This is a genomic window from Siminovitchia sp. FSL W7-1587 (genome assembly GCF_037963795.1).
Taxonomy (GTDB): Bacteria; Bacillota; Bacilli; order Bacillales; family Bacillaceae_C; genus Siminovitchia; species Siminovitchia thermophila.
Genome location: NZ_CP150169.1, coordinates 2,621,093 through 2,643,047 on the forward strand (window position 1 = coordinate 2,621,093; position 21,955 = coordinate 2,643,047).

Here is a 21,955-nt window from a genome sequence, read left to right on the forward strand (position 1 = left end):
TCTCTGCATGGGCAATATTGCTTTTCATCATGTAATGACCACCGCCTTATCAGGTTCCCAGCTTACGAAGACATCTTGACCAACGGCAAATGAATGGGCTACTTCCGGCATTGTATTTACCGTAACTTGGTTTTCGCCCGGAAGAGAAACGACTGTTTTTATGATCGACCCGACATAAATATGCTCGACGACCTTCCCGGGAATGGCGAAACTCTCCCTGTTTGGTTCTATATGAAGCTTGATTCTTTCAGGACGAATCGCCATCGCCACTTGGTGATTTAACGAAAGTGGCGCTGTCTGGACAACGGGGATTTTATGTCCGGAAAACGCCAGGTAGGCATGCGAATTGTTTATTTCCATAACCGTTCCTTCAAAGAGATTCGTTTCTCCAATAAAGTCGGCGACAAAACGGGAAGCGGGCCGTTCATATATTTCATCTGGCGTTCCAAGCTGCTCAATAATGCCATTGTTCATAACCGCGATCCGGTCTGACATTGTCAAGGCTTCTTCTTGATCGTGGGTGACATATATAAATGTGATACCGAGTTGCTGTTGCAGATGTTTTAATTCGACTTGCATTTGTTTGCGCAATTTAAGGTCAAGTGCGCCGAGCGGCTCATCGAGCAGAAGCACTTTCGGACTGTTGACCAAAGCGCGGGCGATCGCCACGCGCTGTTTTTGTCCCCCGCTGAGTTGGTCGGGCTTTCGCTCCGCGAAAGTTTCAAGTTGGACAAGTTGAAGCGCTTCCATTACACGCCGCTTTATCTCCTCTTTCCCTACTTTCTTCATCTTGAGTCCAAAGGAAACGTTGTCATATACGTTCATATGGGGGAAAAGGGCATAGCTTTGGAATACTGTATTGACATCCCTTTTGTGTGGGGGAATCCCGCTCACTTTTTTTCCATCTATTAATACATCACCGTCAGTCGGCTGTTCAAACCCGGCAATCATGCGCAACGTTGTCGTCTTTCCACATCCTGAAGGGCCTAATAACGTCAGGAATTCCCCTTTTTTAATATCCATGCTGATGTTTTTGACAACTGTGTTACGCTCAAAACTTTTGACGACGTTGTCCAATGTAACCATCACATCATTCAAAACAATGATCACTCCTTCATCTGAGTTGCTGTTTTTTGTTTGAAAATTTCGTTTCTACAAAACTAATAAATAATAATGCAAATTATGTGCCAATTTATAAATGTATTGATAATATAGCCATAATAGTGAAAATTCCTAAAAGTACTATGTCTTTTCGCATAAACTATTCATTAGAGAATAGAGCGGAATCATTTTTTGCTTGGAAAAAAGTATGCACATATTATATTATTCATGCGGATTTGAATAAATATTTTCAAAAATACATAGCTATATGAATTTTTTTGTTATAATATTTAGAAACGACAATAAAAGACAAGGGAAGGGATTGATCATGTGTTCCTCTTATCCAAAGATATTATTCAACCGATTGTAAAATTATCTGTTGACGAACCTGGTCCAAACTGGCAAGATCTATTGTCTAATAATAATCGGTTTATTTTTTTAGAGGAAAATCGCAAGATTAGCAGTTATATTCATTTACGAGATTTACCTGTCAGTTACAGGGAAAATGTCGGATTGCAGTTGGAACAGTTGAATCCATACGCCAAGCCTGTCACAGAGCTGAGCACATTGTCGGAAAGTCTTCCTTTCTCTGCCATATTTCAAGTCTTGGGAAAGGATATTTCATTAGTTAAGAATGAAAGCGGTTCAATTGCCGGCTATGTTCTACGCGAGGATTTGCTCATTGAATTGTTTAAACAAGAAGATATGAATTTTTTGAAAGTGTTGATTGCGTCGATACCGATGGGAATTTTTATTGTGGATAATCGTGGAGTCGTCGTTAATTATAATGAATCAGCCTTGAAGATGACCCGTTTTGCGCCGGAGCAAGTGCTCAATCAATCGGCAAGTGATATTTTCGATCCTCATCATCTAAACCATGTCTTTTTAACAGGTGAAACAGTCTTGAATCAAATTCAAGTATCAAACGAATCCGGCTTGCTAGTGGACTACAGTCCGATCATCAATGACGGTAAAAACGTTGAAGGCCTCATTATCATCGTCCAGGATTTGCCAATGGTTGAGCAGATGGCGATGGAACTGGAGTCAGTGAAAAATTTGAACAAGGATTTGAACGCCATTTTATCAAGTATTTATGATGAAATATTGGTTGTCAATGCGCGTGGAGAACTTCTCAGATTTAGCGAGAATGCGATTCCGGAGTTTTGGGGAGTGGATTTAAGTGAATTGCTTGGGAAAAACATCATGGAACTGGAAAAACAGGGGCTATTTATGCCTTCTGTCACGAGGCTCGTTTTGGAAAAGAAAAAGAAGGTTTCCGTAGTGCAGGAAACGCCGGGCGGAAAAAAGGTTCTTGCAGTTGGAAACCCCATTCTCGGGGAGGATGGGGAAATCGAACGTGTCATCGTGGCTTCCCGGGATATTACGGAAGCGACGCGCCTCCGGGACGAGCTGCGTGAAATGAAAAAAATATCAGCCCGTTATAAAGAAGAACTCGATCAAATCAGAACGCGGGAAAAGCTGCAAAGACAACTGATCTACTGCAGCCAGAAGATGGAGGATATTGTCGCCCAAGTTCATAAAGTTGCCAAGTTCTCTTCAACAGTGCTGATTCAGGGGGAATCGGGCGTCGGAAAAGAAGTGATTGCGCACGCCATTCACCAACTGGGAGTCCGGAAAGACAAGCCGTTTTTAAAAGTGAATTGTGGGGCCATCCCGGAAACGCTGTTGGAAAGCGAATTGTTTGGGTATGTGAAAGGAGCATTTACCGGGGCGGACCCTGGAGGTAAGGAAGGCTATTTTAAACAGGCGGATCAGGGGGTTTTGTTTTTGGACGAAATCGCTGAGTTGCCCCTCAGGCTCCAGGTAAAGCTGTTGCGTGTCCTCCAAGAGCGCGAAGTAACACCTGTCGGCAGCACTCAGTCGATTTCCGTCGATGTGCAAATCATTGCGGCTACGAATACAAACTTGCGGGAAATGGTGGCGGACGGCACGTTCCGTGAAGATCTGTTTTACCGGTTAAATGTAATCCCGATCCATGTGCCGCCTTTAAGAGAAAGGCATGAAGATATCCCGCTGATTGCACATCACTTTTTGAAGCAGTTGAATGAGCGCCATCACAGCAATTATCATTTAACGCCCGATGCGTTGAATCTGTTGGAGGCATACACATGGCCCGGTAACATCCGTGAGCTGCAAAATATCGTTGAGCGCCTTGTCGTGACAGCGGATGATGAGTTGATTGATGCCAACGTCGTGGGCCAGGTGCTGAAACTGAATGAACCGATGAAAAAAGTAAAGCCGATCATTACGAACATCATGCCGCTTCAAGAAGCATTTGAAGCCGTTGAGGAACAGCTTATTTCCCAGGCGATGAATCTGTATAAAACAACAACGAGGGCGGCCGCGGCACTCGGTATAAGTCAATCTTCCGTCAGTCGCAAATATCAAAAAATCTTACACCGCAAGCGTAAAAAAGAAGGGATCGGTTCCCGTTGAAACAATTGAAATGTTTTATTAAGTAGCCGGAGACGGTTCATAGCGGCCACCCATTATGCATAATTGCATACAAATTTCCGTTTGTGCATAAAATCGTTTTCACTCCGTCAAGGAGGTTGAATATAAAAACGCTGAAGAATCAAGGAACGGCACCTTTTAACTTGCTAACGCGAGCCCGCTTTTTAATGTGGCATGGAAATTGCACATTAGAACTACGAGAAAAATGATGGAGGTGCCAAAAATGGCTAGTCAAGTAGTAAAAGATTCCAAGATTCAAGAGTTGATTGAATTAGATAAAAAACATTATATTCACCCGACGACAGATCCCAAATTGCTTGCTGAAGAGGGACCACCCATAATTTTTGCAGGAGGGGAAGGCATTTATGCCGACCATGTAAATGGAGATAGATATATAGATGGAATGTCCATGTTGTGGAATGTGAACTTGGGGCATGGGGTGGCCGAGCTTGCTGATGCGGCCAGAGAACAAATGATGAAAATCGCTTATGCTTCCTCTTTTAAAGGTTTTTCAAATGAGCCGGCTATTGAACTGGCCAAAAAAATTGCTGATATGACGCCTGGCGACTTGGAAGCTGTTTTTTACACGTCCGGTGGTTCGGAGTCGAATGATACCGCATTCAAACTGGCCAGATTTTATTGGGAAATCAAAGGAAAGCCTAGCAAGAAAAAAATTATTGCCGTTTCAAACGCATACCACGGTGTGACGATTGGAGCCCAAACAGCAACAGCATTGCAGGCATTCCATGAGTTTTCCGGCTCCAATATTCCGGGATTGTTTGTACACGCGACTGCCCACTTGCTCAACGCGGAACAAGGGGATAAGAATGATCCGCAATATGAAGAATCCATTCGTGCGGCGATCGAAAGAGAAGGGGCGGACAATATTGCCGCCATTATTATCGAACCTGTACAAGGCGCGGGCGGTGTGAATATTCCTCCGGAAGGATATTTGCAAGCTGTGCGCAAGTTGGCGGATGAACATGACATTTTATTTATCGCTGACGAAGTGATTTGTGGATTTGGACGCACGGGAACGATGTTTGGCGTTGAAAACTGGAACGTTGTCCCTGACCTGATGAGTATTGCGAAAGGGATTACAAGCGGATATTCCCAGCTTGGCGCAGTTGTCATGAACAAGGAATTCCGCGACACGCTCGTAAGCTTTGAAGGAGTTCTTGCGCATGGATTTACTTATAGTGGACATCCAACAGCTTGCGCGGTCGCATTGAAAAATATTGAGATGTTGGAGCGCGATAACGTATTGGATAACGTGAAAGCGATGGAAAAAGTGATGCGGGACGGGCTCGCATATTTGAAAGAAAAACATGATATCGTCACAAATACGAGAGTGATCGGGCTATTGGACGCGTTTGATCTTAGGGAAGATAGGGAAAATGACAAAACGTTTGCTCCGGAAGTAAAAGCGGCTCCAACCATTGTGGATGAGTGTTTTGACAGAAAGCTTATTTTAAGGCCGCTTGGCATGGATCGTATCGCGATAGCACCGCCACTTATTATCAATAAGGAAGAAGTGGAGAAAATCATCGCGATCATTGATGAATCCATTACGGCCTTTAAAAACAAGCTCAAATAAAAAGAACCAAAGGAGGTTTACGGATGTATTACATCAATGGAGAATGGTATGAGTCCGATCAAAAAGAGCAAGTAAAAAATCCGGCAACGCTTGAAGTGATCGACACTATTTCGCTTTGTGGAAAAGAAGAAACGAAGCAAGCCATTGAAGCCGCCAAAGAAGCCTTTAAAACATGGGGGAAAACGACAGGGAACGAAAGAAGCGCCTATCTTTTCGAAGTGGTTCGTCTCATGAAAGAGAAGATGGAGGAACTTGCCCAAATCATCACACTTGAAAACGGCAAGCCGCTGCCGGATGCAAAAAGGGAAGTGTTGGGCGCCATCAGCTATTTGGACTGGTACGCGGAAGAAGCGAAGAGAATATACGGAGACGTGCTTCCTTCATCCCATAAAGATAAGCAATTAATGGTTATTAGACAGCCAGTCGGTGTTTGCGGAGCCATCACTCCATGGAATTTCCCGCTTTCGATGATCACTAGAAAAATTGCGCCTGCGCTTGCCGCGGGCTGTACAGTCGTATTAAAACCGGCTTTGGAAACACCGCTTTCCGCGATCAAAGTATTTGAATGTTTCCATGAAGCAAAAGTACCAAAAGGTGTCGTTAACCTCGTAATCGGACCTGCTGAAGAAATTGGCAAAGAGTTGACTTCAAGTCCCGATGTTCGAAAATTGACATTTACGGGGTCTACGGCGATCGGGAAAAAACTGATGCGGGATTCAGCCGATACGATGAAGAAAGTGTCCATGGAATTGGGCGGACATGCACCCTATATCGTATTTGAAGATGCTGATCTGGATCTTGCCGTTGAAGGTGTACTGCTTTCCAAGTTTAAAAACTCCGGCCAAACTTGTATCAGCACAAACCGTGTGTACGTACAGGAGTCGATTGCCGATGAATTTGCACAAAAGCTTGCAGAGCAGGCTTCCAAGTTGAAAATTGGCGACGGTTTGGAAAAAGGTACGGATGTTGGTCCGTTAATCAATGAAAAGTCTTTGGAAAAAATGAAGAGCCAAGTGGAGGATGCTGTCAAACATGATGCGAAAGTCGTCCACGGCGGAAATGTTTATAAGTACGAGAAGGGCAACGGCTATTTCTTTGAACCGACAGTCCTTTTGCATGCAACGGACGATATGCAAATTGCGACTGAGGAAACATTTGGCCCAATTGCCCCGGTCTTTACCTTCAAAGATGAAGATGAGGTCGTTGAAAGAGCCAATCATAAAACATATGGCTTAGCCGCTTATTGCTATACGAAAAATCTTGGCCGCGGCATGCGGATGATGAAAGAGTTGGAGTTTGGCATTATCGGCATTAATGATCCTGCTCCAATCGTCATCCAGGCGCCATTTGGCGGAATAAAAGAGAGCGGAATGGGCAAAGAAGGCGGAAAATACGGCTTGGAAGAATACCTGGAGGAAAAATTCGTATCCATTTACGAAAACTAATAGCGGCGGATGGCGCGTAACACAATTGCGCGCCATCCTACTACAAAAAGGAGGGACTATCGTTTTGAAGGAAAACTTGGCAAACATTCTAGAACAAATAGGGGCCAGGCCTATGGAACTGCGGGATATTTACAAAGTCAACGAGATGGCCGCTATCGGGTTCGGAGATCCGTCCATACCATTTAAGCCCGAGCACTTGGCAAGCCAAATTGAAACTTTTCCTGAAGGCCAGGTAGTCATTGAGCATGAAGATGGGACCATTATCGGATCATGCTCTAGTGTGATCGTCAATTTTGAAGATTATGGGGTCAATCACTCATTTGATGATATATCAGACAAAGGATATATTAGAAACCATAACCCGCAGGGAAAAAATTTGTATGGAACAGAAGTTGTTGTACATCCCGAATACAGGGGTCTTAAGGTTGGAATGCGCTTGTATGAAGCAAGAAGACAAATTGTAAAAGCCTTTCAGCTGGAGAGCATTCTGTTTGGAGGGCGTATACCAAACTATCATAAACACGCCCAAGAGCTTACACCTGAACAGTATGCACAAAAAGTGATTAATGGAGAATTGCATGACCCGGTTATGACGTTTCAACTTCGAAATGGATTTAAATTTATTTCCATCATGCCGAACTACTTGCCGCAAGATGCAGAGTCATTGAAATATGCTGCGTTAATGGAGTGGAAAAACCCGGATTACAAACAAGTGTAACCGTTCACAATAAAGAGATGGAAGGTCCATATTTTCCGATTGCTTTCGGACAATAACCTTCCTTTGAATAATAAAAAAATGTTTGCCAGGGGGCTTTTTACATGCAAAAAAACCCGTCTTTGAAAAGATCTCTCGGTTTATGGGCAATTGTTGCACTCGGATTGGGGTATATGACGCCAACAGTTGTATTCGATACTTTTGGAATCGTTTCTAAACAAACGGGGGGCATGGTCCCCTTGGCATACCTTGTCGGTTTGGTTGTTATGCTGTTTACAGCCATCAGCTACGGAAAGATGGTAAGAGTCTTTCCAAGCGCCGGTTCGGCTTACACGTATACGAGGGAAACGATGGGTCCCCATTTAGGATTTTTAGTGGGATGGGCATCATTGCTTGATTATTTGTTGCTTCCCCTTGTAAACGCTGTCATCATTCGCTTATATATGGAAGCGTTGTTCCCTGAGGCGTCGGCATGGATTTGGGTCCTCATCTATGTGGCTTTTGTAACAGCGATTAATGTTTACAGTATGCGCTCCACATCAGGCGTCAATACTATTTTGGTTGTGTTTACGATGGCCTTAATGATTGCATTTGTTGTTTTGGGAACCATTCAGCTTTCCAAAGGAATGGGAACTGGCACGCTGTTAACGATTCAGCCGCTCTTTCAAGCAAATATGGACACTGCCGCCATTTTAGCCGGGGCAACCGTAGTTTGTTTTTCGTTTATTGGATTTGACGCCATTACGATGTATACGGAAGAAGCAAAGGACATTAACACAGTGCCAAGAGCTATTGCTTTAACCGTGCTGATTGGCGGGGCGATCTTTTTCATTGGAGCGTATTATGCACAGACATTGTTTCCGGATGTGTCCGTCTTTCATGTTGTCGATGATACACTTCCCGAGATTGCTCTTCACGTCGGGGGAGTGATTTTTCAACTAATCTTTTTGGCCGGCGCGTTTGCGGCCACAACCGCTTCCGGATTGGCCTCTCATTCGAGTGTATCCAGGCTATTGTACGTAATGGGAAGAAACGGTGTTCTTCCAAGGAAACTGTTTGGATATGTTCATCCGAAATTTAGAACCCCGGCCATTAACGTTATTTTCGTCGGGTTGGTCAGCTTGTTAGCGATGGGGCCGAGCCTTGAACTCGTTGCCAGCCTGATTAATTTCGGCGCGTTAATCGCTTTTACGTTTGTAAACTTGTCCGTTATAGCCTACTTTGTCTTTAAAAGGAAACAATATAAAACACCAAAACAAGTATTCTCTTATATCATCATGCCGACGATAGGAGCCGCCTTTACGGGAGTTCTCTGGGCGTTCCTTCAGGCGGACGCGTTTATAGGGGGAATCGTTTGGGTCGTGATCGGCATCATATATATGTTGTTCATGTCCAAGGTTTTTAAAAGAAACATCAAAGATTTGGACCTGGATGAAGCCGAACAATTACCGAGTTAACAAAACAGCCTTGCGGGGCTGTTTTTACATGGTTGAAAAGGAGTGGATAGTTAAATTGGAAAAGGAGGATAAATGGATATGCGCGCTTATGGTCAAGCCCCATTTCTCAAATCAGACAGGAGACATCTTAAAAATGGAATCCATCATGAGACGAAGCATTTTACTGCAGATTCTTGTTTCATTATGTAGTCCTTTTTATAATGAAGAAAGAAGAATGGTGAATGGCATGGTTTCATACGAGAATTTCTTTCTATTTATCTTAATCAGTATTTTAGGTCCAGTGATCGGGTTGCTCATATTAATCATCTATAATGCGTTTGAGAAGCAAATATATTTGTTGGAAGTGGAAAATTCAAAAGTTTTATTGGAAAAAGAATTGGAAACAACAAAATATATTAGACTGAATCAGCAAATCCAGCCCCACTTTTTATTTAATGCTTTAAATTCTATGTTTGGGTTAATCCGTTTAAAAAAATATGACCGTTTATCAGAAACATTTGAACATATGATTTTATATTTACGTTCCAAATATCATCAAGAACAAACTTTATATTCTTTAAGAGAAGAAATGGAGTATACAAAGCACTTTTTGGCGATACAACAGCTCCGTTTTGGGGAACGACTTCATGTTAAATGGGATGTTGAAGAGGGAACGGAAGAGTTACTCGTTCTCCCTTATCTATTGCAGACTCTTGTTGAAAATGCCTTTAAACATGGAATAGAAAAGGTGGAAGGGCCCGGAATTGTTCATATTATGATTCAGTCGACCGCGCGTCGGCTTTCTATCATTGTGAAGGATAATGGGCCTGGTTTTGCTTTTAACCCTTTAGAAGAAGAGAGCACAATAGGAATAGGTTTAATCAATGTCTCTAAACGGTTAAACCTATTGTTTGGGGAAGAGGCCCGTATGGAATTTTTGTTAGATGAACAGCAGGACGAGCATGGTGGAAAAGTAGTTGTGTCGTTGCCGAAAATTTGTGATAAATCAGAGTTGGGAGGTGAAACAATCAATGAACATTTTGGTTCTGGATGATGAACCGATCGAGTTGGAGCAATTAGAATTTTTAGTTCACTTGCATTATCCCAAATGGAGCATTTTTAAAGCGTTGTATGGTTCAGAGGCAATCAAATTGGCTGAACAGATGGTTGAAGTGGAAGACTCTTTTCAGCTAGCACTTATGGATGTTCAGCTTCCCGGAATGAATGGCCTGGAAGTGGCAACAACACTAAAATCGCTAATGCCCAATATGGAAATTATTATCATATCCGCTTTTCAAAATTTTGATTATGCCAAGCGGTCTATCCACTTAAAGGTACTAGATTACATTGTCAAGCCAGTGATAGAGAAAGAATTGGTTGCGGCTTTGCGGAATTTTCTAAAGACGCGTCCGGAATATGACAATTATTCAGACATTGTACGCGCGGTTATTCAGATGGTAAAAAGACATTATAAGGAGCCATTACGGCTAGCTTCTATTGCGAAAGAACTTCATATTAATGTTAGTTACTTAAGCCGGCTTTTTAGAGAAGAAGTGGGTATTAACTTCTCCGATTATTTGTTGCATTTTCGTATTGAAAATGCAAAGAAGATGCTTATCCAAAATAAAAACTGGACGATTCTCCGAGTAGCAGAGGAATGTGGCTTTAATAGCCAGCATTATTTTAGCAGCGCTTTCAAAAAAATGGTCAGTTGTACACCAAAGGAGTATCGCAACAAGAAAGTAGTTTAAGACGATGATCAAACCATTAAAACCTTTAAACATTATCTATTTAATCTCAAGTTGGTTATCAATCAGTATGATATTTATCATTGGGGAAGTCGTTATTCGATTTGGTGTTTTTTCCAGTATCGTTATTGTGTGCGCCTTTATGTTAGCATTTTGCGCCTCTTTTCTTTTACAAAAGCTGACCAAATCACCTGCTTTCGCAATCAAAAAGCAGTCTATAGCAGGAAGAATTATAAGGTCTGTAAGGATTTTAGAAGTTTATGTGTTGCATCTTTTTGTAAGTGGGTTGATTTTTCATTCTCTGTTTCAAATAAATATTTATATTTCTGTTTTTAGTACGGCAGCTACTTTTCTTATACTTGCTTCGTTTCTTCCAAACAAGAAAAATTGGAAACAAATGATAAAAGAAGCTAAATTTACTATTATCAGTGGATTAGCAATTATCCTTCCTACTTATATTTATTTGCAAAAAGGGCTCGAATCTTTATACCATAATCTTTTGTACTATCAGCCCCAGGTTTTGAATCATGATGCAGAAAGTTTACGTTTATTATGGCTCATTGCTTTTTTTATTTTCTTTGCAAAGTTATTATGGCAAGGAGATGTGATTGTCAAATATACAAATCCAAGTTTTAAAAAGGGAATTAGCAAATTGCTGATTGCCGTTTTTATCTTTTCTACTTTTCTACTGGCTTTTGCAACGATGAATGTTGTCGCCATTACACAAAACTTGGAATATAGCCATGCAAATGAATTATTTATATTATTAATCAAAAAGCTTTCCCCTTCGCTCATGTTTAAGATGTTTTGTTTTGTCGTTTATGTTGGCACACTTATATTATTCATTGATACACTTCCGCAAAAAGTGGGAGAAAGAAAAAGTAAGACGCCTTTTGTTCTTCTTTTAATAGCCGCGTTAATGACAGTTACTGTTTTTCACCATTATAGTCTTCTTTTGATTTATACATTTTTTGGCTTACTCATTGGTATATTAGTCATGGTAGCGACAGCTACCGAGGTGATTCGCAACATAATGTCAAGAAAGTGAAAAAAGTCCCAACAATAATGCAATATTATTGTCGGGACTTTTTTTATAATGAATAAACAGAGATCGCGAACAAAGCAGTGATGAAAGGGTTATCATTCTGAGAAAGGAGAATCAGATTGAAAATATATATTTTGCAGAGATTGCTTTCCCTTATACCGGTCATGTTAGTAGTGGCTATTGTCGTCTTTTTCTTGATACACCTGACCCCTGGAGATCCTGCATCCATTATATTGGGCCCGGATGCTCTGCCCGAAGACATACAAGAGTTACGGAATGAGCTTGGCTTAGACTTGCCTCTCTATGAGCAATTTTTCAGTTGGTTTAGCGGGGTATTAATAGGGGATTTGGGAGATTCGCTTTATTTGGATATGCCAGTTTTGAAGGCGTTTACAAGTCATTTGGCCCCTACTTTATCCTTGGCTATTTTGGCTCAGCTTATCTCAATCGTCATTGCCATTCCACTTGGAGTGATCGCTGCAACAAAAAAAGGCACAGCAGTAGATCAATTTTTCATGGTATTTGCTTTACTTGGAATCTCTATACCGAGTTTTTTGCTGGGACTTTTACTCATTCTCTTATTCGCGGTTGAGCTTCGTTGGCTTCCAGCTGCCGGCTATCAACCGCTCAGTGCAGGATTATGGAACCACTTGAAGTTTTTATTATTACCGGCCATCACCCTTGGAGCCATTCAATCCGCGTTAATTGCCCGCATGACCAGGTCATCCATGCTCGATATACTCAGCATGAATTATATTAAAACCGCCCATGCAAAAGGCCTGAAAGAAAAAGTCATTATTTATAAACATGCTTTTCGGAATGCCTTCATTCCAATCTTAACGGTTATTGGCCAGGCATTTGGCACTTTAGTAGCCGGCGCGGTAGTGACCGAGGTGGTTTTTAATATACCTGGGCTCGGCCAGTTGATTGTTAATGCCATTCAACGAAGAGATTATGTTCTCATTCAAGGGAGTGTCCTATTGATTGCCGGAACTTACGTCCTGATTCATCTTGTGGTGGACCTATTATATGGAATAGTAGATCCGAGGATTAAACTAAATAGAAAATAGGGGGTGAAGGAATGCTTGCAAAAGTGATGGAATCGGATGTCGCCGTGCAAAAAAAAGATATTGCCAAAGAAAGAAGATCTTTATTTATCAGACGGCTTTGGGCGAATAAAATGGTTGTGATTGGCGGAGGGATCATGTTATTGATCACTTTGTCAGCACTTGCTGCTCCGCTCATTACCCAATTTACTCCTTATGACTTGGAGGCGGTAAACCGTTTAAAGCCCCCAAATGCGACTCATTGGTTTGGTACTGATAACTTCGGACGGGATATATTTAGCCGCGTAGTTTACGGAGCAAGAGTATCCTTGGCTGTAGGGCTTTCCGTAGCGGTTATTACAGGTTTATTGGGTCTGTTTATCGGAATGTATGCGTCGTATTATCGCGTTCTCGACCACATTTTAATGAGAATTGCCGATGGTCTGATGGCCTTCCCTTCCATTCTTTTGGCTATTGCGATTATGGCAGTAATGGGGCCTAAGCCCATAAATGTTGTGATCGCCATCGTCATTGTGGAAACACCGGGCGTGGCCAGAATTGTCCGCTCAGCTGCCCTCGTTGTAAAAGAACAGACTTATGTTGAAGCGGCAAGAGCACAAGGAGCAGGCTCCTGGAAGATCATTTGGTCGCATATCGCACCGAACGTTCTTACTCCTCTTATCGTTCAAATTACATATGTTTTCTCGGTTTCCATGATCATAGAGGCATCTTTGAGCTTTTTAGGAGCGGGAATTCCGGCACCTGAACCAAGTTGGGGCAATATTTTATATGATGGCAAAAGCGTGATCCAGACAGCTTGGTGGATGACTGTATTTCCCGGGATGTTTCTCTTATTGGCAGTGTTAGGGTCGAATCTGCTTGGGGATGGCTTACGTGACTTGATTGATCCCCAGTCTCATCAAACAAAAAAATCATAAATAATAGGAGGTTGAAGATGTCTATTCAGCCACTTTTGGAAGTGAAACATTTAAGAACAACTTTTACGACGGAACAAGGGCCTGTTGCGGCGGTTGATGATGTCACCTTTAGAGTAAACAAAGGCGAAACCGTGGGGGTTGTAGGAGAATCGGGTTGTGGTAAAAGCGTAACTTCTGAATCAATTATGAGGTTATTAAATGAAAAGACGACTAGGTATGAAGGGGAGGTTTTATTTGAAGGAAGGAATTTGTTGAAGCTTAGCAAATCGGAAATGCGGAAAATCCGTGGAAATAAAATATCCATGATCTTTCAAGACCCGATGACTTCTTTAAATCCGGTACAAACCATTGGAGATCAAATAGCTGAGGTAATTGTAATCCACCAAAAAGTGAGCAAGGGCGCAGCACTAAAAAAAGCGGAAGAAATGTTGAAGCTTACCGGCATACCGGCGCCAGAAAAAAGAATACATGAATATCCGCATGAGATGTCTGGAGGAATGAGACAGCGGGTACTCATCGCCATGGCTCTGGCATGCAGGCCCAAAGTACTGATCGCGGATGAGCCGACCACTGCTCTTGACGTAACGATTCAAGCCCAAATCCTAGAGTTGATTGATGATTTGAAATCAGAGCTGGAAATGGGCGTGATGATGATCACACACGACCTGGGTGTTGTAGCTGAAGTGTGTCAACGGGTTGTCGTCATGTATCTCGGCCAGGTAATTGAAGAAGGTGTGGTGGAAACATTGTTTTTCAATCCGCTTCATCCTTATACCAAGGGCCTGTTGAAATCAATTCCCCAGATCGACGGAGACCGGACGGAAAAACTGCATGTCATTAAAGGAGTTGTCCCGCCTTTAACCGCTATTCCAACTGGTTGCCGTTTCGCGCCAAGATGTGCGTTTGCCGATGAACAGTGTAAGAGTAGCACACCTGACCTACAAGAAATAGGTAATGGCCAAAAGGTGAGATGTTGGAAGGCAGACGAGTTTTTAAACAAGGAGGGTGTGGGACAAAATGCAGCAACAGTATGAAAGGCAAGAACCTCTCTTGCAGGTTAAAGATCTCCAGAAACATTTTCGAATCACAAATCCACTAGGCAAAGTGACCGGTCACGTAAAGGCGGTTAATCATGTCACGTTCGATTTATTTGAAAAAGAAACATTGGGGCTTGTTGGAGAATCCGGATGCGGCAAAAGTACTACCGGCCGAACCATTTTACGATTAACAGAACCTACTTCCGGTGCGGCTTTATACCAAGGGCAGGATATTTTTTCATTAAAAGAAAAAGAATTTATGCCTATCAGAAAAGAAATGCAAATGGTCTTCCAAGATCCCCATTCTTCGCTTAACCCCAAAAAAAGAATCGGCTATAGCATTGAAGAGCCAATGAAGATTCAAGGGATTGGAACAAAGGCTGAAAGAACAGACAAAGCGATGGATTTGTTACATAAAGTTGGATTGCGCAAAGATCAATATGATCGGTATCCTCATGAATTTTCGGGAGGGCAAAGACAACGAATTGGTCTCGCGCGGGCACTGGCTGTCACGCCAAAAATCATTATATGCGATGAACCAGTCTCGGCTTTGGATGTTTCTATACAATCACAAGTCATGAATCTTCTGCAAGAGCTGCAAGGAGAATTTGGACAAGCCTATTTATTTATAGCCCATGATCTCAGCGTTGTTCGCCATATTTCTGATCGAATCGGGGTCATGTATCTGGGCAAAATCGTAGAGTTGGCACCAACCGATGAACTTTTTCAAAATCCGCTTCACCCTTATACTCAAGCTTTACTGTCTGCCATTCCGATTCCCAATCCGCGCAGAAAAAGAGAGAGAATCGTCATGAAAGGAGATGTGCCCTCCCCGGCAAATCTGCCTTCAGGATGCGTTTTTCATACGCGGTGCCCATACGTCATGAATCGATGCAAGTCAGAAGTTCCAACAATCATACAAGGGGCCAATGGCCATCAGGTTGCCTGCCATCTCCATATGTAGCTGATGGGGTCAGATAAAAAAAGGAGAGAGACAACGTATGATTAAGAATGTATATCTTCAAGGATCTGCCAAGGACATTGGATTTGGTCACGGGAGTCAAGGGAAGCAAGAAGTAATCAATAGTTTGGAAACATATGAAAAACTATTTTATGGGTTCAAAAAAATGAGATGGTCCGAAGCAAGGGAATACGCATTACTTCATTTAAAGGCGATTGAACAATATGATTTGCAGATGGTGGAAGAAATGGAAAGAATTGCGGAGGGTGCGGGAGTCGATTTTGAAGACATTTTAACATTAAATGCCCGAAGTGAAATAGCCCTGACCAATCAAGGAGAATTGCTGGCGGATGGTTGCACGACGATGGCGATCACCAGCCCCATTAGCAAAGACACTATCATTGGCCAAACTTGGGATTGGACTCCATCGCAAAAAAGAAGTTTGCTATTACTCCATATACAAGCCAAATCTAAACCCCGAATGACAATGGTGACTGAAGGGGGCCTCATCGGTAAGATTGGTTACAATTCGGCTGGAGTCGCCCTGTGTTTTAATGCTTTGCTGACAAATAAAAGGACAAACGAAATACCATTACATCTTGGTGCCCGTGCCGTCTTAAACTCCTATTCGCAAGCTGAGGCGATAGCCAAAATTGCAAATGGGCAAATAGCCGCCGCTGCCAGCTTTTTAATTGGATATGATGACGGCAGTGGGAACGGGATGGCAGTTAATCCGGAAATCTCCCCTTTTGGCATTGATTATGTAGGCGGGGATGAAGGTTGGCTGACCCATACAAACCATATTTGTTCCGCTAGTCTTAACAATAAATTGAAGGATTTGAATGACTTCAGGTTTGAGGATTCAATCCTTAGGAAGAAGAGGGCGGACCAGCTTATAAAGACAAGCCTTGCCGTCGGCGAACCGATCAATGAAAACGTATTTGAGAGGTGGCTTTCAGATACATTTAATAAACCAAGTTCTATTCATCATTTTCAAAATAAAAATGTTCCTGAACATCGACGGGCAGAAACGATCTTCTCGATTATCATCAATGTAACAAATAGGAGGGCGCTATTACGGATTGGCCAAGAAGGAGAATTCAAGGAGATTGACAGCTTCCGAGAATGAGCCTGGAGAATAGTCGGAAAAGAAAGATAATAAAAAGTGGAGGAAATATCATGAAAAAAATGCTGATATCTTTTGTGGCAGTTATGATGTTAGTTGGATGTGCTTCATCATCTGATGATGCGGGAAAAAGCGGAAAGAATGAAAAAGGCGGAACATTGAATGTTGCGTATATGGCACAACCTCCTACCTTGGATCCGCATGTAACTGTTTCTGTAGCCACAACTGATGTGGGACGTAATATTTTTGAAACCCTTTTGGCCTTTAACGAAAGGAATGAAGCCGCGCCATTACTCGCGGAGTCATTTGAATCAAGTGAAGATCTTAAAAGCATCACTTTTACATTAAGAAAAGGTGTCAAGTTCCATAATGGAAAAGAAATGACCGCAGATGATGTAGTGGCATCCATGGAACGCTGGAAGGTACTGAATGGCAAGGCAAGCACCTATTTTTCCAAATCCGAATTTGTGAAAGAAGACGATTATACTGTCACGTTAAAAATGGATAAACCATTTACAATCGCCAAATATATTTTAGCCACTAATATAAACTTCCCGGCTATTATGCCAAAAGAAGTGATTGAAAATGCGCCAAAGTCCGGAGTTAAGGAATATATTGGAACAGGACCATTCAAGCTGGAAGAATGGAAGCAAGATCAATATATAAAGCTAGTGAAAAACGACGATTATCAATCACCACGCAAAGAACCAGATGGATTGGTCGGCAAAAAGGAGGCGATGGTTGACGAATTATACTTCCATATGGTCCCTGATGCATCGACCAGAACGGCGGGCATTCAAACAGGAGAGTACGATATAGCTCTGCAAATTCCATATGATAATGTTCCGGCAATAGAAGGTGACCCGAACATAGAAGCAATGACCCATCCGGAAGGATTCAGCACAGTTGTATTCAATAAGCGTAATGGATTGTTTTCTAATGAAAAAGCGCGGCAAGCATTAAACCTTGCAGTAGATAAACAAGAAGTGATGATGGCTGCATTCACCGATGAAAAGTTTTATACATTGGAGCACGGATTGTTGACGAAAGAGTATGTAAGCTGGTACAGAGAACAGGGAAAAGAGCAGTATGAAGCGCATGATCCGGAGACTGCCAAAAAACTGTTCAAAGAGGCTGGCTATAACGGGGAAAAGCTAAAAATATTAACAACGAGAGATTATGAAGATCAATATCAAATCGCGGTCGTTATTCAGGAAAATCTTAAAAAAATAGGCGTCAAGTCTGAATTACAAGTATATGATTGGGCAACATTGATGGAAGTTAGGGAAGATGATACATTTTATGATTTAATGCCAATGGGTTACAACCCGGTAACAGACCCAACGCAAATTAACTTTTTAGACTCCAGAATTCATTATACAGGCTGGTCGAATAGTCCGGAAATGGATCAATTGTTGGATCAATTGATGGTTGCTCCATCAGATGAAGATGCTAAAGAAATTTTCGGTAAACTGCAACATGAATCTTGGAACTATTTGCCTGCAATCAAATTTGGAGATTATGATAGTGTTGCCGCTATACGCACCAATGTGGAACATTTTGAGATGTTTCATGGACCGATTTTATGGAATGTTACAAAGTCAAAGAAATAAATCGACAGAAAACAATCTTTTTGTAACGTTATGATCGGCTTGATTGCAAAAACGATGCGGCAAAAAACGAAAATCCGCCTTTCCATCATGAATAGTTCCGGCCTTTTATGTGGATATCTTAGTAGAAGCAAAAGGTATCCACATATTTATGAGAGAAAGGTCTTGGCAGAGTCGGTATCGGCAGCTATTTTAGTGGAAAACGAACAGACGATGCGGCAAAAAACGAAAATCCGCCTTTCCATCATGAATAGTTCCGGCCCTTTATGTGGATATCTGAGTAGAAGCAAAAAGATGTCCACATTATATGAGAGAAAGGTCTTGGCACAGTCGGTATCGACAGCTATTCTAGTGGATAAATGAGTAAAATGTAAAGGGGTCAAAGCCGGCGCCAGCGCTATAAAATAAGTTGTTATATAAAAGTAAGGAAAATTGTTCCGATGAAAGGGCCTGGGATCCAAAGCGGGTTGTCTTTCATTTGTCATGTAACCGGCAAAATGTTCGTTTCGGTGGAAAAGTACAACAGAAAGTTGCCGGTGCCGAAGGCTTTGAAATGAGCAAAATTTCTATTATATTTTATTGTCAAATTTTAGAAAATGGCCTTTATCATTTTTAGGTGGTTGGGTGTACTCCAAACTTACTGTAAGTTCTTTTAAAGAGGGGAGACCTGTGATATGATTTTTCATAATAGTCACTCTTTTATTGTGCTTTGTTTCTGCCAAAGGAGGTGACCTTGTTTGATCGAATTTGACTATGTCCTTCATTAATGAGATTTAGTAGAGGTAAACAGAAATAACACTATGAAGCTTATATTGTCTACGATGTATAAGATTCGATGGCAGCTGTATGAAAAGGCATTGGTTCCCCCGATTTGATGTTTATAGATTAGTCATGGCGGCCCAACGTAGGCTCCATTAAGGTACTTGTAGGATAAAGAGCGCAGTAGGTGCTAAAAAGGTAGAAAAGCCAATACTCTTGATGGGCTTCACATATAAGGTAACCCGATTACGAATATATCTCCGGCCGTTTCAACATAAGTATAAAAGCATAAAGGCATCATCATAGCGGCGCTAGGATCTTTGTCCAACAGTCATCCGTCTATAATCTTCCTTTATCTCGGCGTTGGATGACTAGACTCAGTTGCTTCCAACATGATCTTCCATCTCAGGCTTAAAAAGCATCCGATAGGTGAGCGGGCGCTATGTGAAGTGGAGTTCAGAAATTCAGCGTATTGTCTCGCAAGTTATCCATTTGCCGGGCTGGCCATTCTCTTATCTCTTAGCAACTTATCTGGTTTGGGCTATATAAGAAATGTGCGGGTCAAATAAAGTAAAAGGAAGGTTATGATGAAAATATTCAAAGATTTCATAAATACATATTCGATCGTTGGTTATGATCCTGAAACAGAAGAGCTTGGGGTAGCCGTTGTTTCCAAGTTCCTCGCAGTCGGTTCTATTGTGCCGTGGGCCAAAGCAGGAGCTGGTGCTGTGGCGACACAATCGTGGGCAAATCCCTTATATGGAAAAAGAGGGCTGGAGTTAATGGAGAGTGGGAAAAGTGCGGAAGAAACCATCAGCATCCTCACTGAATGTGACGAGCAAAAAGCCTTACGTCAGGTTGGAATGGTCGATGCGAAAGGGAACAGCGCCACATTTTCTGGGGATGAATGCTACAAATGGGCCGGCGGGATGTCGGGGAAACATTTTGCTTGCCAAGGAAACATTTTAGCGGGGCGAGAAGTTGTTGAAGCAATGGCCGCAGCATTTCAATCATGTAAAGGTGATTTGGCCACCCGTCTTTTAAAAGCACTCATGAGCGGGGAGCAGGCAGGGGGAGACAGACGTGGAAAGCAATCGGCGTCTTTATTGGTAGTTAAAGAAAACGGAGGGTACGGCGGGATGACAGACCGTTATTTGGATCTTCGTGTCGATGATCATGAAGAACCTGTAGAAGAGCTTCTTCGCTTATTCAATCTCCATCAGCTTTATTTCAAGAAATCAAAAGGCGAAGAGATATTGTTCGTTGAAGGCAGCGTAAAAGAAGATCTGGCATGTTCTCTGTACAAATCATCCTTATTGACTGCCAAAGATCCGACCGATGATCAGCTCCTTGACGCTCTCCAAGACTTTCATCTGATTGAAAACTTTGATGGAAGTATGCAGGTGAGGGGACAAGGGGAGCGTAAGGCAGCAGAGTATATTGAAGTGTTGCAATCTAAAGGATAAGAAAACCGCATAAAGACTTGGAGCTTCATTTCATCATTCAAGGTGGAAAGAAAGGGAGCGAATCATTTTAAAAAGGACCTGTTTCGCGAACGCAAAAACGCCAAAAAGGCTTCTCTTATAAGGGGTTGTAACAGGCGCAACACCGATAATGCCAAATCGTTTTTTGGTGTGTTTTTTGCTAATGAGCGCTCTCTTTCTTTTTGTATCATGTGGGAACATGTCATTTATTCATAGGTGAGTTCGGACTTTCCAGCTCCAAAAGCTTGGATTTCATTGCAAGACCACCGCGATAGCCGGTCAATGCGCCATTTTTTCCAACAATGCGATGACATGGCACTGCGATCATAATGGGGTTCGCGCCAATAGCTGCGCCGACAGCACGAGCCGCCGTTGGTTTGTTCAGGTAGTTTGCGATGTCGGAATAGGTCTTTGTCTGTCCGTAAGGAATCTCACAAAGAGTATTCCAAACTGACAGCTGGAATGGCGTCCCTTTGTAATCAACTGGAAATGTGAATTCTTTCCGTTTTCCTTCTAAATATTCGATGATTTGCATTTTATAAGGAGCGAGATTTTTCTCATGTTCAACGAGTTGGCTGTCCGGAAAATGTTTTTCAACCCATGCAGACAATTCTTCCAATGGTTTGTTAGGTGATCCAACATATACAAGCCCCTTGGATGTGGCTGCTATATAAAAACGCCAATTTTTATGTTCTAGCAAAGACCAGTAAATAGCGGATGTATGGTTTGATTTCATATTATTGATTCTCCTTTTTACGCTTGAATCGCTGCAGTTTACGATATTGTGCAGGTGTATGGCCAAACTGCTTTTTAAATAGTGTTATAAAATAGGGTGTGTTTGGGATTCCCACACATATGGAGATATCCGTAATCGTTTTATTGGTTTGAGTTACATACTCTTTTGCCGCGTTTAATCTCACTTGTTGTATATATTCGGCAGGTGTGATGCCTTTAATCTTTTTAAATGTTCGGTGTAAATGGTACGGACTTCCGTGGGCGATACTTGCCAGCGCTTCTAAATGTAATGGCTTTGTAAAATGGTTATGAATGTATTCCGTGACAAGAGCAATCCACTCATGATCAGGCAATTCCTCGTTAGTGGGCTTGCAACGTTTACACGGGCGAAAATTTGCTTGGAGAGCTTGCTCTGCCGTTAGAAAAATACGGACATTCTCTTTTTTTGGCACACGAGATTTACATGATGGTTTGCAGAATATCCTCGTCGACTTGACGGCGTAGAAAAATTGATGATTGTAAGAAGGATCATTGTTTATAATCGCTTGCCATCTTTCATTTGTCATGAATGTGGCGTTATCCGGCATTCCGCAACCCTTTTGAAAGCTATTCTGTTGTTTGCCTTCCATTAAGCTCTCACCTTCTTAAGCAAATGCCCCCTAAACATTGAAATGGACGATTTTGCAGATATTCAATG

The 21,955-nt window shown here is 42.1% G+C and carries 19 protein-coding genes; 16 read left to right on the top strand and 3 right to left on the bottom strand.

Translation table 11 applies throughout. From position 1 onward, the window contains the following. Positions 1–27 precede the first annotated feature (27 nt). Positions 28–1,086 carry an ABC transporter ATP-binding protein gene (locus NST31_RS12315; protein WP_339165543.1) on the bottom strand — a complete coding sequence of 353 codons (1,059 nt, stop codon included), beginning with the start codon at positions 1,084–1,086 and terminating at the stop codon, positions 28–30. A gap of 345 nt (positions 1,087–1,431) precedes the next feature. On the opposite strand from NST31_RS12315, the gene NST31_RS12320 reads away from it, so the two are divergent. The 16 genes from NST31_RS12320 (at position 1,432) to NST31_RS12395 (ending at position 20,505) form a co-directional block, all read left to right on the top strand. Further along, positions 1,432–3,558 (top strand): sigma 54-interacting transcriptional regulator, encoded by a 2,127-nt coding sequence (locus NST31_RS12320; protein ID WP_339160876.1) that lies wholly within the window; start codon positions 1,432–1,434, stop codon positions 3,556–3,558. Positions 3,559–3,799: 241 nt separating this feature from the next. Continuing rightward, a complete protein-coding gene (locus tag NST31_RS12325; protein ID WP_339160879.1) occupies positions 3,800–5,173 on the top strand; it encodes an aspartate aminotransferase family protein in 1,374 nt (457 codons plus the stop codon). A 23-nt stretch (positions 5,174–5,196) separates the two neighbouring features. Beyond that, positions 5,197–6,618, top strand: a complete 1,422-nt coding sequence (locus NST31_RS12330; RefSeq protein ID WP_339160881.1) for an NAD-dependent succinate-semialdehyde dehydrogenase — start codon at positions 5,197–5,199, stop codon at positions 6,616–6,618. 64 nt (positions 6,619–6,682) lie between these two features. Continuing rightward, on the top strand, positions 6,683–7,336 hold the full coding sequence (locus tag NST31_RS12335) for a GNAT family N-acetyltransferase (protein WP_339160883.1): 654 nt from the start codon (positions 6,683–6,685) through the stop codon (positions 7,334–7,336). A 101-nt stretch (positions 7,337–7,437) separates the two neighbouring features. Beyond that, on the top strand, positions 7,438–8,790 hold the full coding sequence (locus NST31_RS12340) for an APC family permease (protein ID WP_339160886.1): 1,353 nt from the start codon (positions 7,438–7,440) through the stop codon (positions 8,788–8,790). 133 nt (positions 8,791–8,923) lie between these two features. Next, positions 8,924–9,823: a histidine kinase gene (locus tag NST31_RS12345; protein ID WP_339160889.1), complete on the top strand. Its 900-nt coding sequence runs from the start codon at positions 8,924–8,926 to the stop codon at positions 9,821–9,823. Beyond that, the gene (locus tag NST31_RS12350) at positions 9,801–10,520 is read left to right on the top strand and encodes a helix-turn-helix domain-containing protein (protein ID WP_339160892.1); all 720 of its coding nucleotides are present in this window, start codon (positions 9,801–9,803) and stop codon (positions 10,518–10,520) included. Before NST31_RS12345 ends, NST31_RS12350 begins: the two co-directional genes overlap by 23 nt. 4 nt (positions 10,521–10,524) lie before the next feature. Then, complete coding sequence (locus NST31_RS12355; RefSeq protein ID WP_339160894.1) at positions 10,525–11,565, top strand: hypothetical protein; 1,041 nt, start codon at positions 10,525–10,527, stop codon at positions 11,563–11,565. Positions 11,566–11,681: 116 nt separating this feature from the next. Further along, positions 11,682–12,632 (top strand): ABC transporter permease, encoded by a 951-nt coding sequence (locus tag NST31_RS12360; protein ID WP_339160895.1) that lies wholly within the window; start codon positions 11,682–11,684, stop codon positions 12,630–12,632. 11 nt (positions 12,633–12,643) lie between these two features. Next, positions 12,644–13,546 carry an ABC transporter permease gene (locus tag NST31_RS12365; protein ID WP_339160897.1) on the top strand — a complete coding sequence of 301 codons (903 nt, stop codon included), beginning with the start codon at positions 12,644–12,646 and terminating at the stop codon, positions 13,544–13,546. A gap of 17 nt (positions 13,547–13,563) precedes the next feature. Continuing rightward, entirely contained in the window at positions 13,564–14,580 is a 1,017-nt protein-coding gene (locus NST31_RS12370; RefSeq protein WP_339160900.1) for an ABC transporter ATP-binding protein, read from the top strand. Then, positions 14,564–15,547 (top strand): dipeptide ABC transporter ATP-binding protein, encoded by a 984-nt coding sequence (locus tag NST31_RS12375; protein WP_339160902.1) that lies wholly within the window; start codon positions 14,564–14,566, stop codon positions 15,545–15,547. Before NST31_RS12370 ends, NST31_RS12375 begins: the two co-directional genes overlap by 17 nt. Before the next feature lie 37 nt (positions 15,548–15,584). Further along, positions 15,585–16,673, top strand: coding sequence for a C45 family peptidase (locus tag NST31_RS12380; RefSeq protein WP_339160904.1), 1,089 nt, complete (start codon positions 15,585–15,587; stop codon positions 16,671–16,673). 50 nt (positions 16,674–16,723) lie between these two features. Next, positions 16,724–18,283 carry an ABC transporter substrate-binding protein gene (locus NST31_RS12385; protein WP_339160905.1) on the top strand — a complete coding sequence of 520 codons (1,560 nt, stop codon included), beginning with the start codon at positions 16,724–16,726 and terminating at the stop codon, positions 18,281–18,283. A gap of 162 nt (positions 18,284–18,445) precedes the next feature. Beyond that, positions 18,446–18,643, top strand: coding sequence for a hypothetical protein (locus tag NST31_RS12390; protein ID WP_339160907.1), 198 nt, complete (start codon positions 18,446–18,448; stop codon positions 18,641–18,643). A gap of 980 nt (positions 18,644–19,623) precedes the next feature. After that, positions 19,624–20,505 carry a DUF1028 domain-containing protein gene (locus NST31_RS12395; protein ID WP_339160908.1) on the top strand — a complete coding sequence of 294 codons (882 nt, stop codon included), beginning with the start codon at positions 19,624–19,626 and terminating at the stop codon, positions 20,503–20,505. A 220-nt stretch (positions 20,506–20,725) separates the two neighbouring features. Here NST31_RS12395 and NST31_RS12400 read toward each other — a convergent pair whose 3' ends face one another. Then, positions 20,726–21,259 carry a methylated-DNA--[protein]-cysteine S-methyltransferase gene (locus tag NST31_RS12400; RefSeq protein WP_339160910.1) on the bottom strand — a complete coding sequence of 178 codons (534 nt, stop codon included), beginning with the start codon at positions 21,257–21,259 and terminating at the stop codon, positions 20,726–20,728. 1 nt (position 21,260) lies between these two features. Further along, positions 21,261–21,845, bottom strand: a complete 585-nt coding sequence (locus NST31_RS12405) for a bifunctional transcriptional activator/DNA repair enzyme AdaA (protein WP_339165545.1) — start codon at positions 21,843–21,845, stop codon at positions 21,261–21,263. Positions 21,846–21,955 lie beyond the last annotated feature (110 nt).

Excerpts from the sequence above, each read along its gene's own strand:
- NST31_RS12400 (WP_339160910.1), bottom strand. The coding sequence starts at position 21,259 with ATGAAATCAAACCATACATCCGCTATTTACTGGTCTTTGCTAGAACAT.
- NST31_RS12350 (WP_339160892.1), top strand. The coding sequence starts at position 9,801 with ATGAACATTTTGGTTCTGGATGATGAACCGATCGAGTTGGAGCAATTA.
- NST31_RS12355 (WP_339160894.1), top strand. The coding sequence starts at position 10,525 with ATGATCAAACCATTAAAACCTTTAAACATTATCTATTTAATCTCAAGT.
- NST31_RS12395 (WP_339160908.1), top strand. The coding sequence starts at position 19,624 with ATGATGAAAATATTCAAAGATTTCATAAATACATATTCGATCGTTGGT.
- NST31_RS12380 (WP_339160904.1), top strand. The coding sequence starts at position 15,585 with ATGATTAAGAATGTATATCTTCAAGGATCTGCCAAGGACATTGGATTT.
- NST31_RS12375 (WP_339160902.1), top strand. The coding sequence starts at position 14,564 with ATGCAGCAACAGTATGAAAGGCAAGAACCTCTCTTGCAGGTTAAAGAT.
- NST31_RS12325 (WP_339160879.1), top strand. The coding sequence starts at position 3,800 with ATGGCTAGTCAAGTAGTAAAAGATTCCAAGATTCAAGAGTTGATTGAA.
- NST31_RS12330 (WP_339160881.1), top strand. The coding sequence starts at position 5,197 with ATGTATTACATCAATGGAGAATGGTATGAGTCCGATCAAAAAGAGCAA.
- NST31_RS12385 (WP_339160905.1), top strand. The coding sequence starts at position 16,724 with ATGAAAAAAATGCTGATATCTTTTGTGGCAGTTATGATGTTAGTTGGA.
- NST31_RS12365 (WP_339160897.1), top strand. The coding sequence starts at position 12,644 with ATGCTTGCAAAAGTGATGGAATCGGATGTCGCCGTGCAAAAAAAAGAT.
- NST31_RS12370 (WP_339160900.1), top strand. The coding sequence starts at position 13,564 with ATGTCTATTCAGCCACTTTTGGAAGTGAAACATTTAAGAACAACTTTT.
- NST31_RS12345 (WP_339160889.1), top strand. The coding sequence starts at position 8,924 with ATGGAATCCATCATGAGACGAAGCATTTTACTGCAGATTCTTGTTTCA.
- NST31_RS12340 (WP_339160886.1), top strand. The coding sequence starts at position 7,438 with ATGCAAAAAAACCCGTCTTTGAAAAGATCTCTCGGTTTATGGGCAATT.
- NST31_RS12315 (WP_339165543.1), bottom strand. The coding sequence starts at position 1,086 with ATGGTTACATTGGACAACGTCGTCAAAAGTTTTGAGCGTAACACAGTT.
- NST31_RS12405 (WP_339165545.1), bottom strand. The coding sequence starts at position 21,845 with ATGCCGGATAACGCCACATTCATGACAAATGAAAGATGGCAAGCGATT.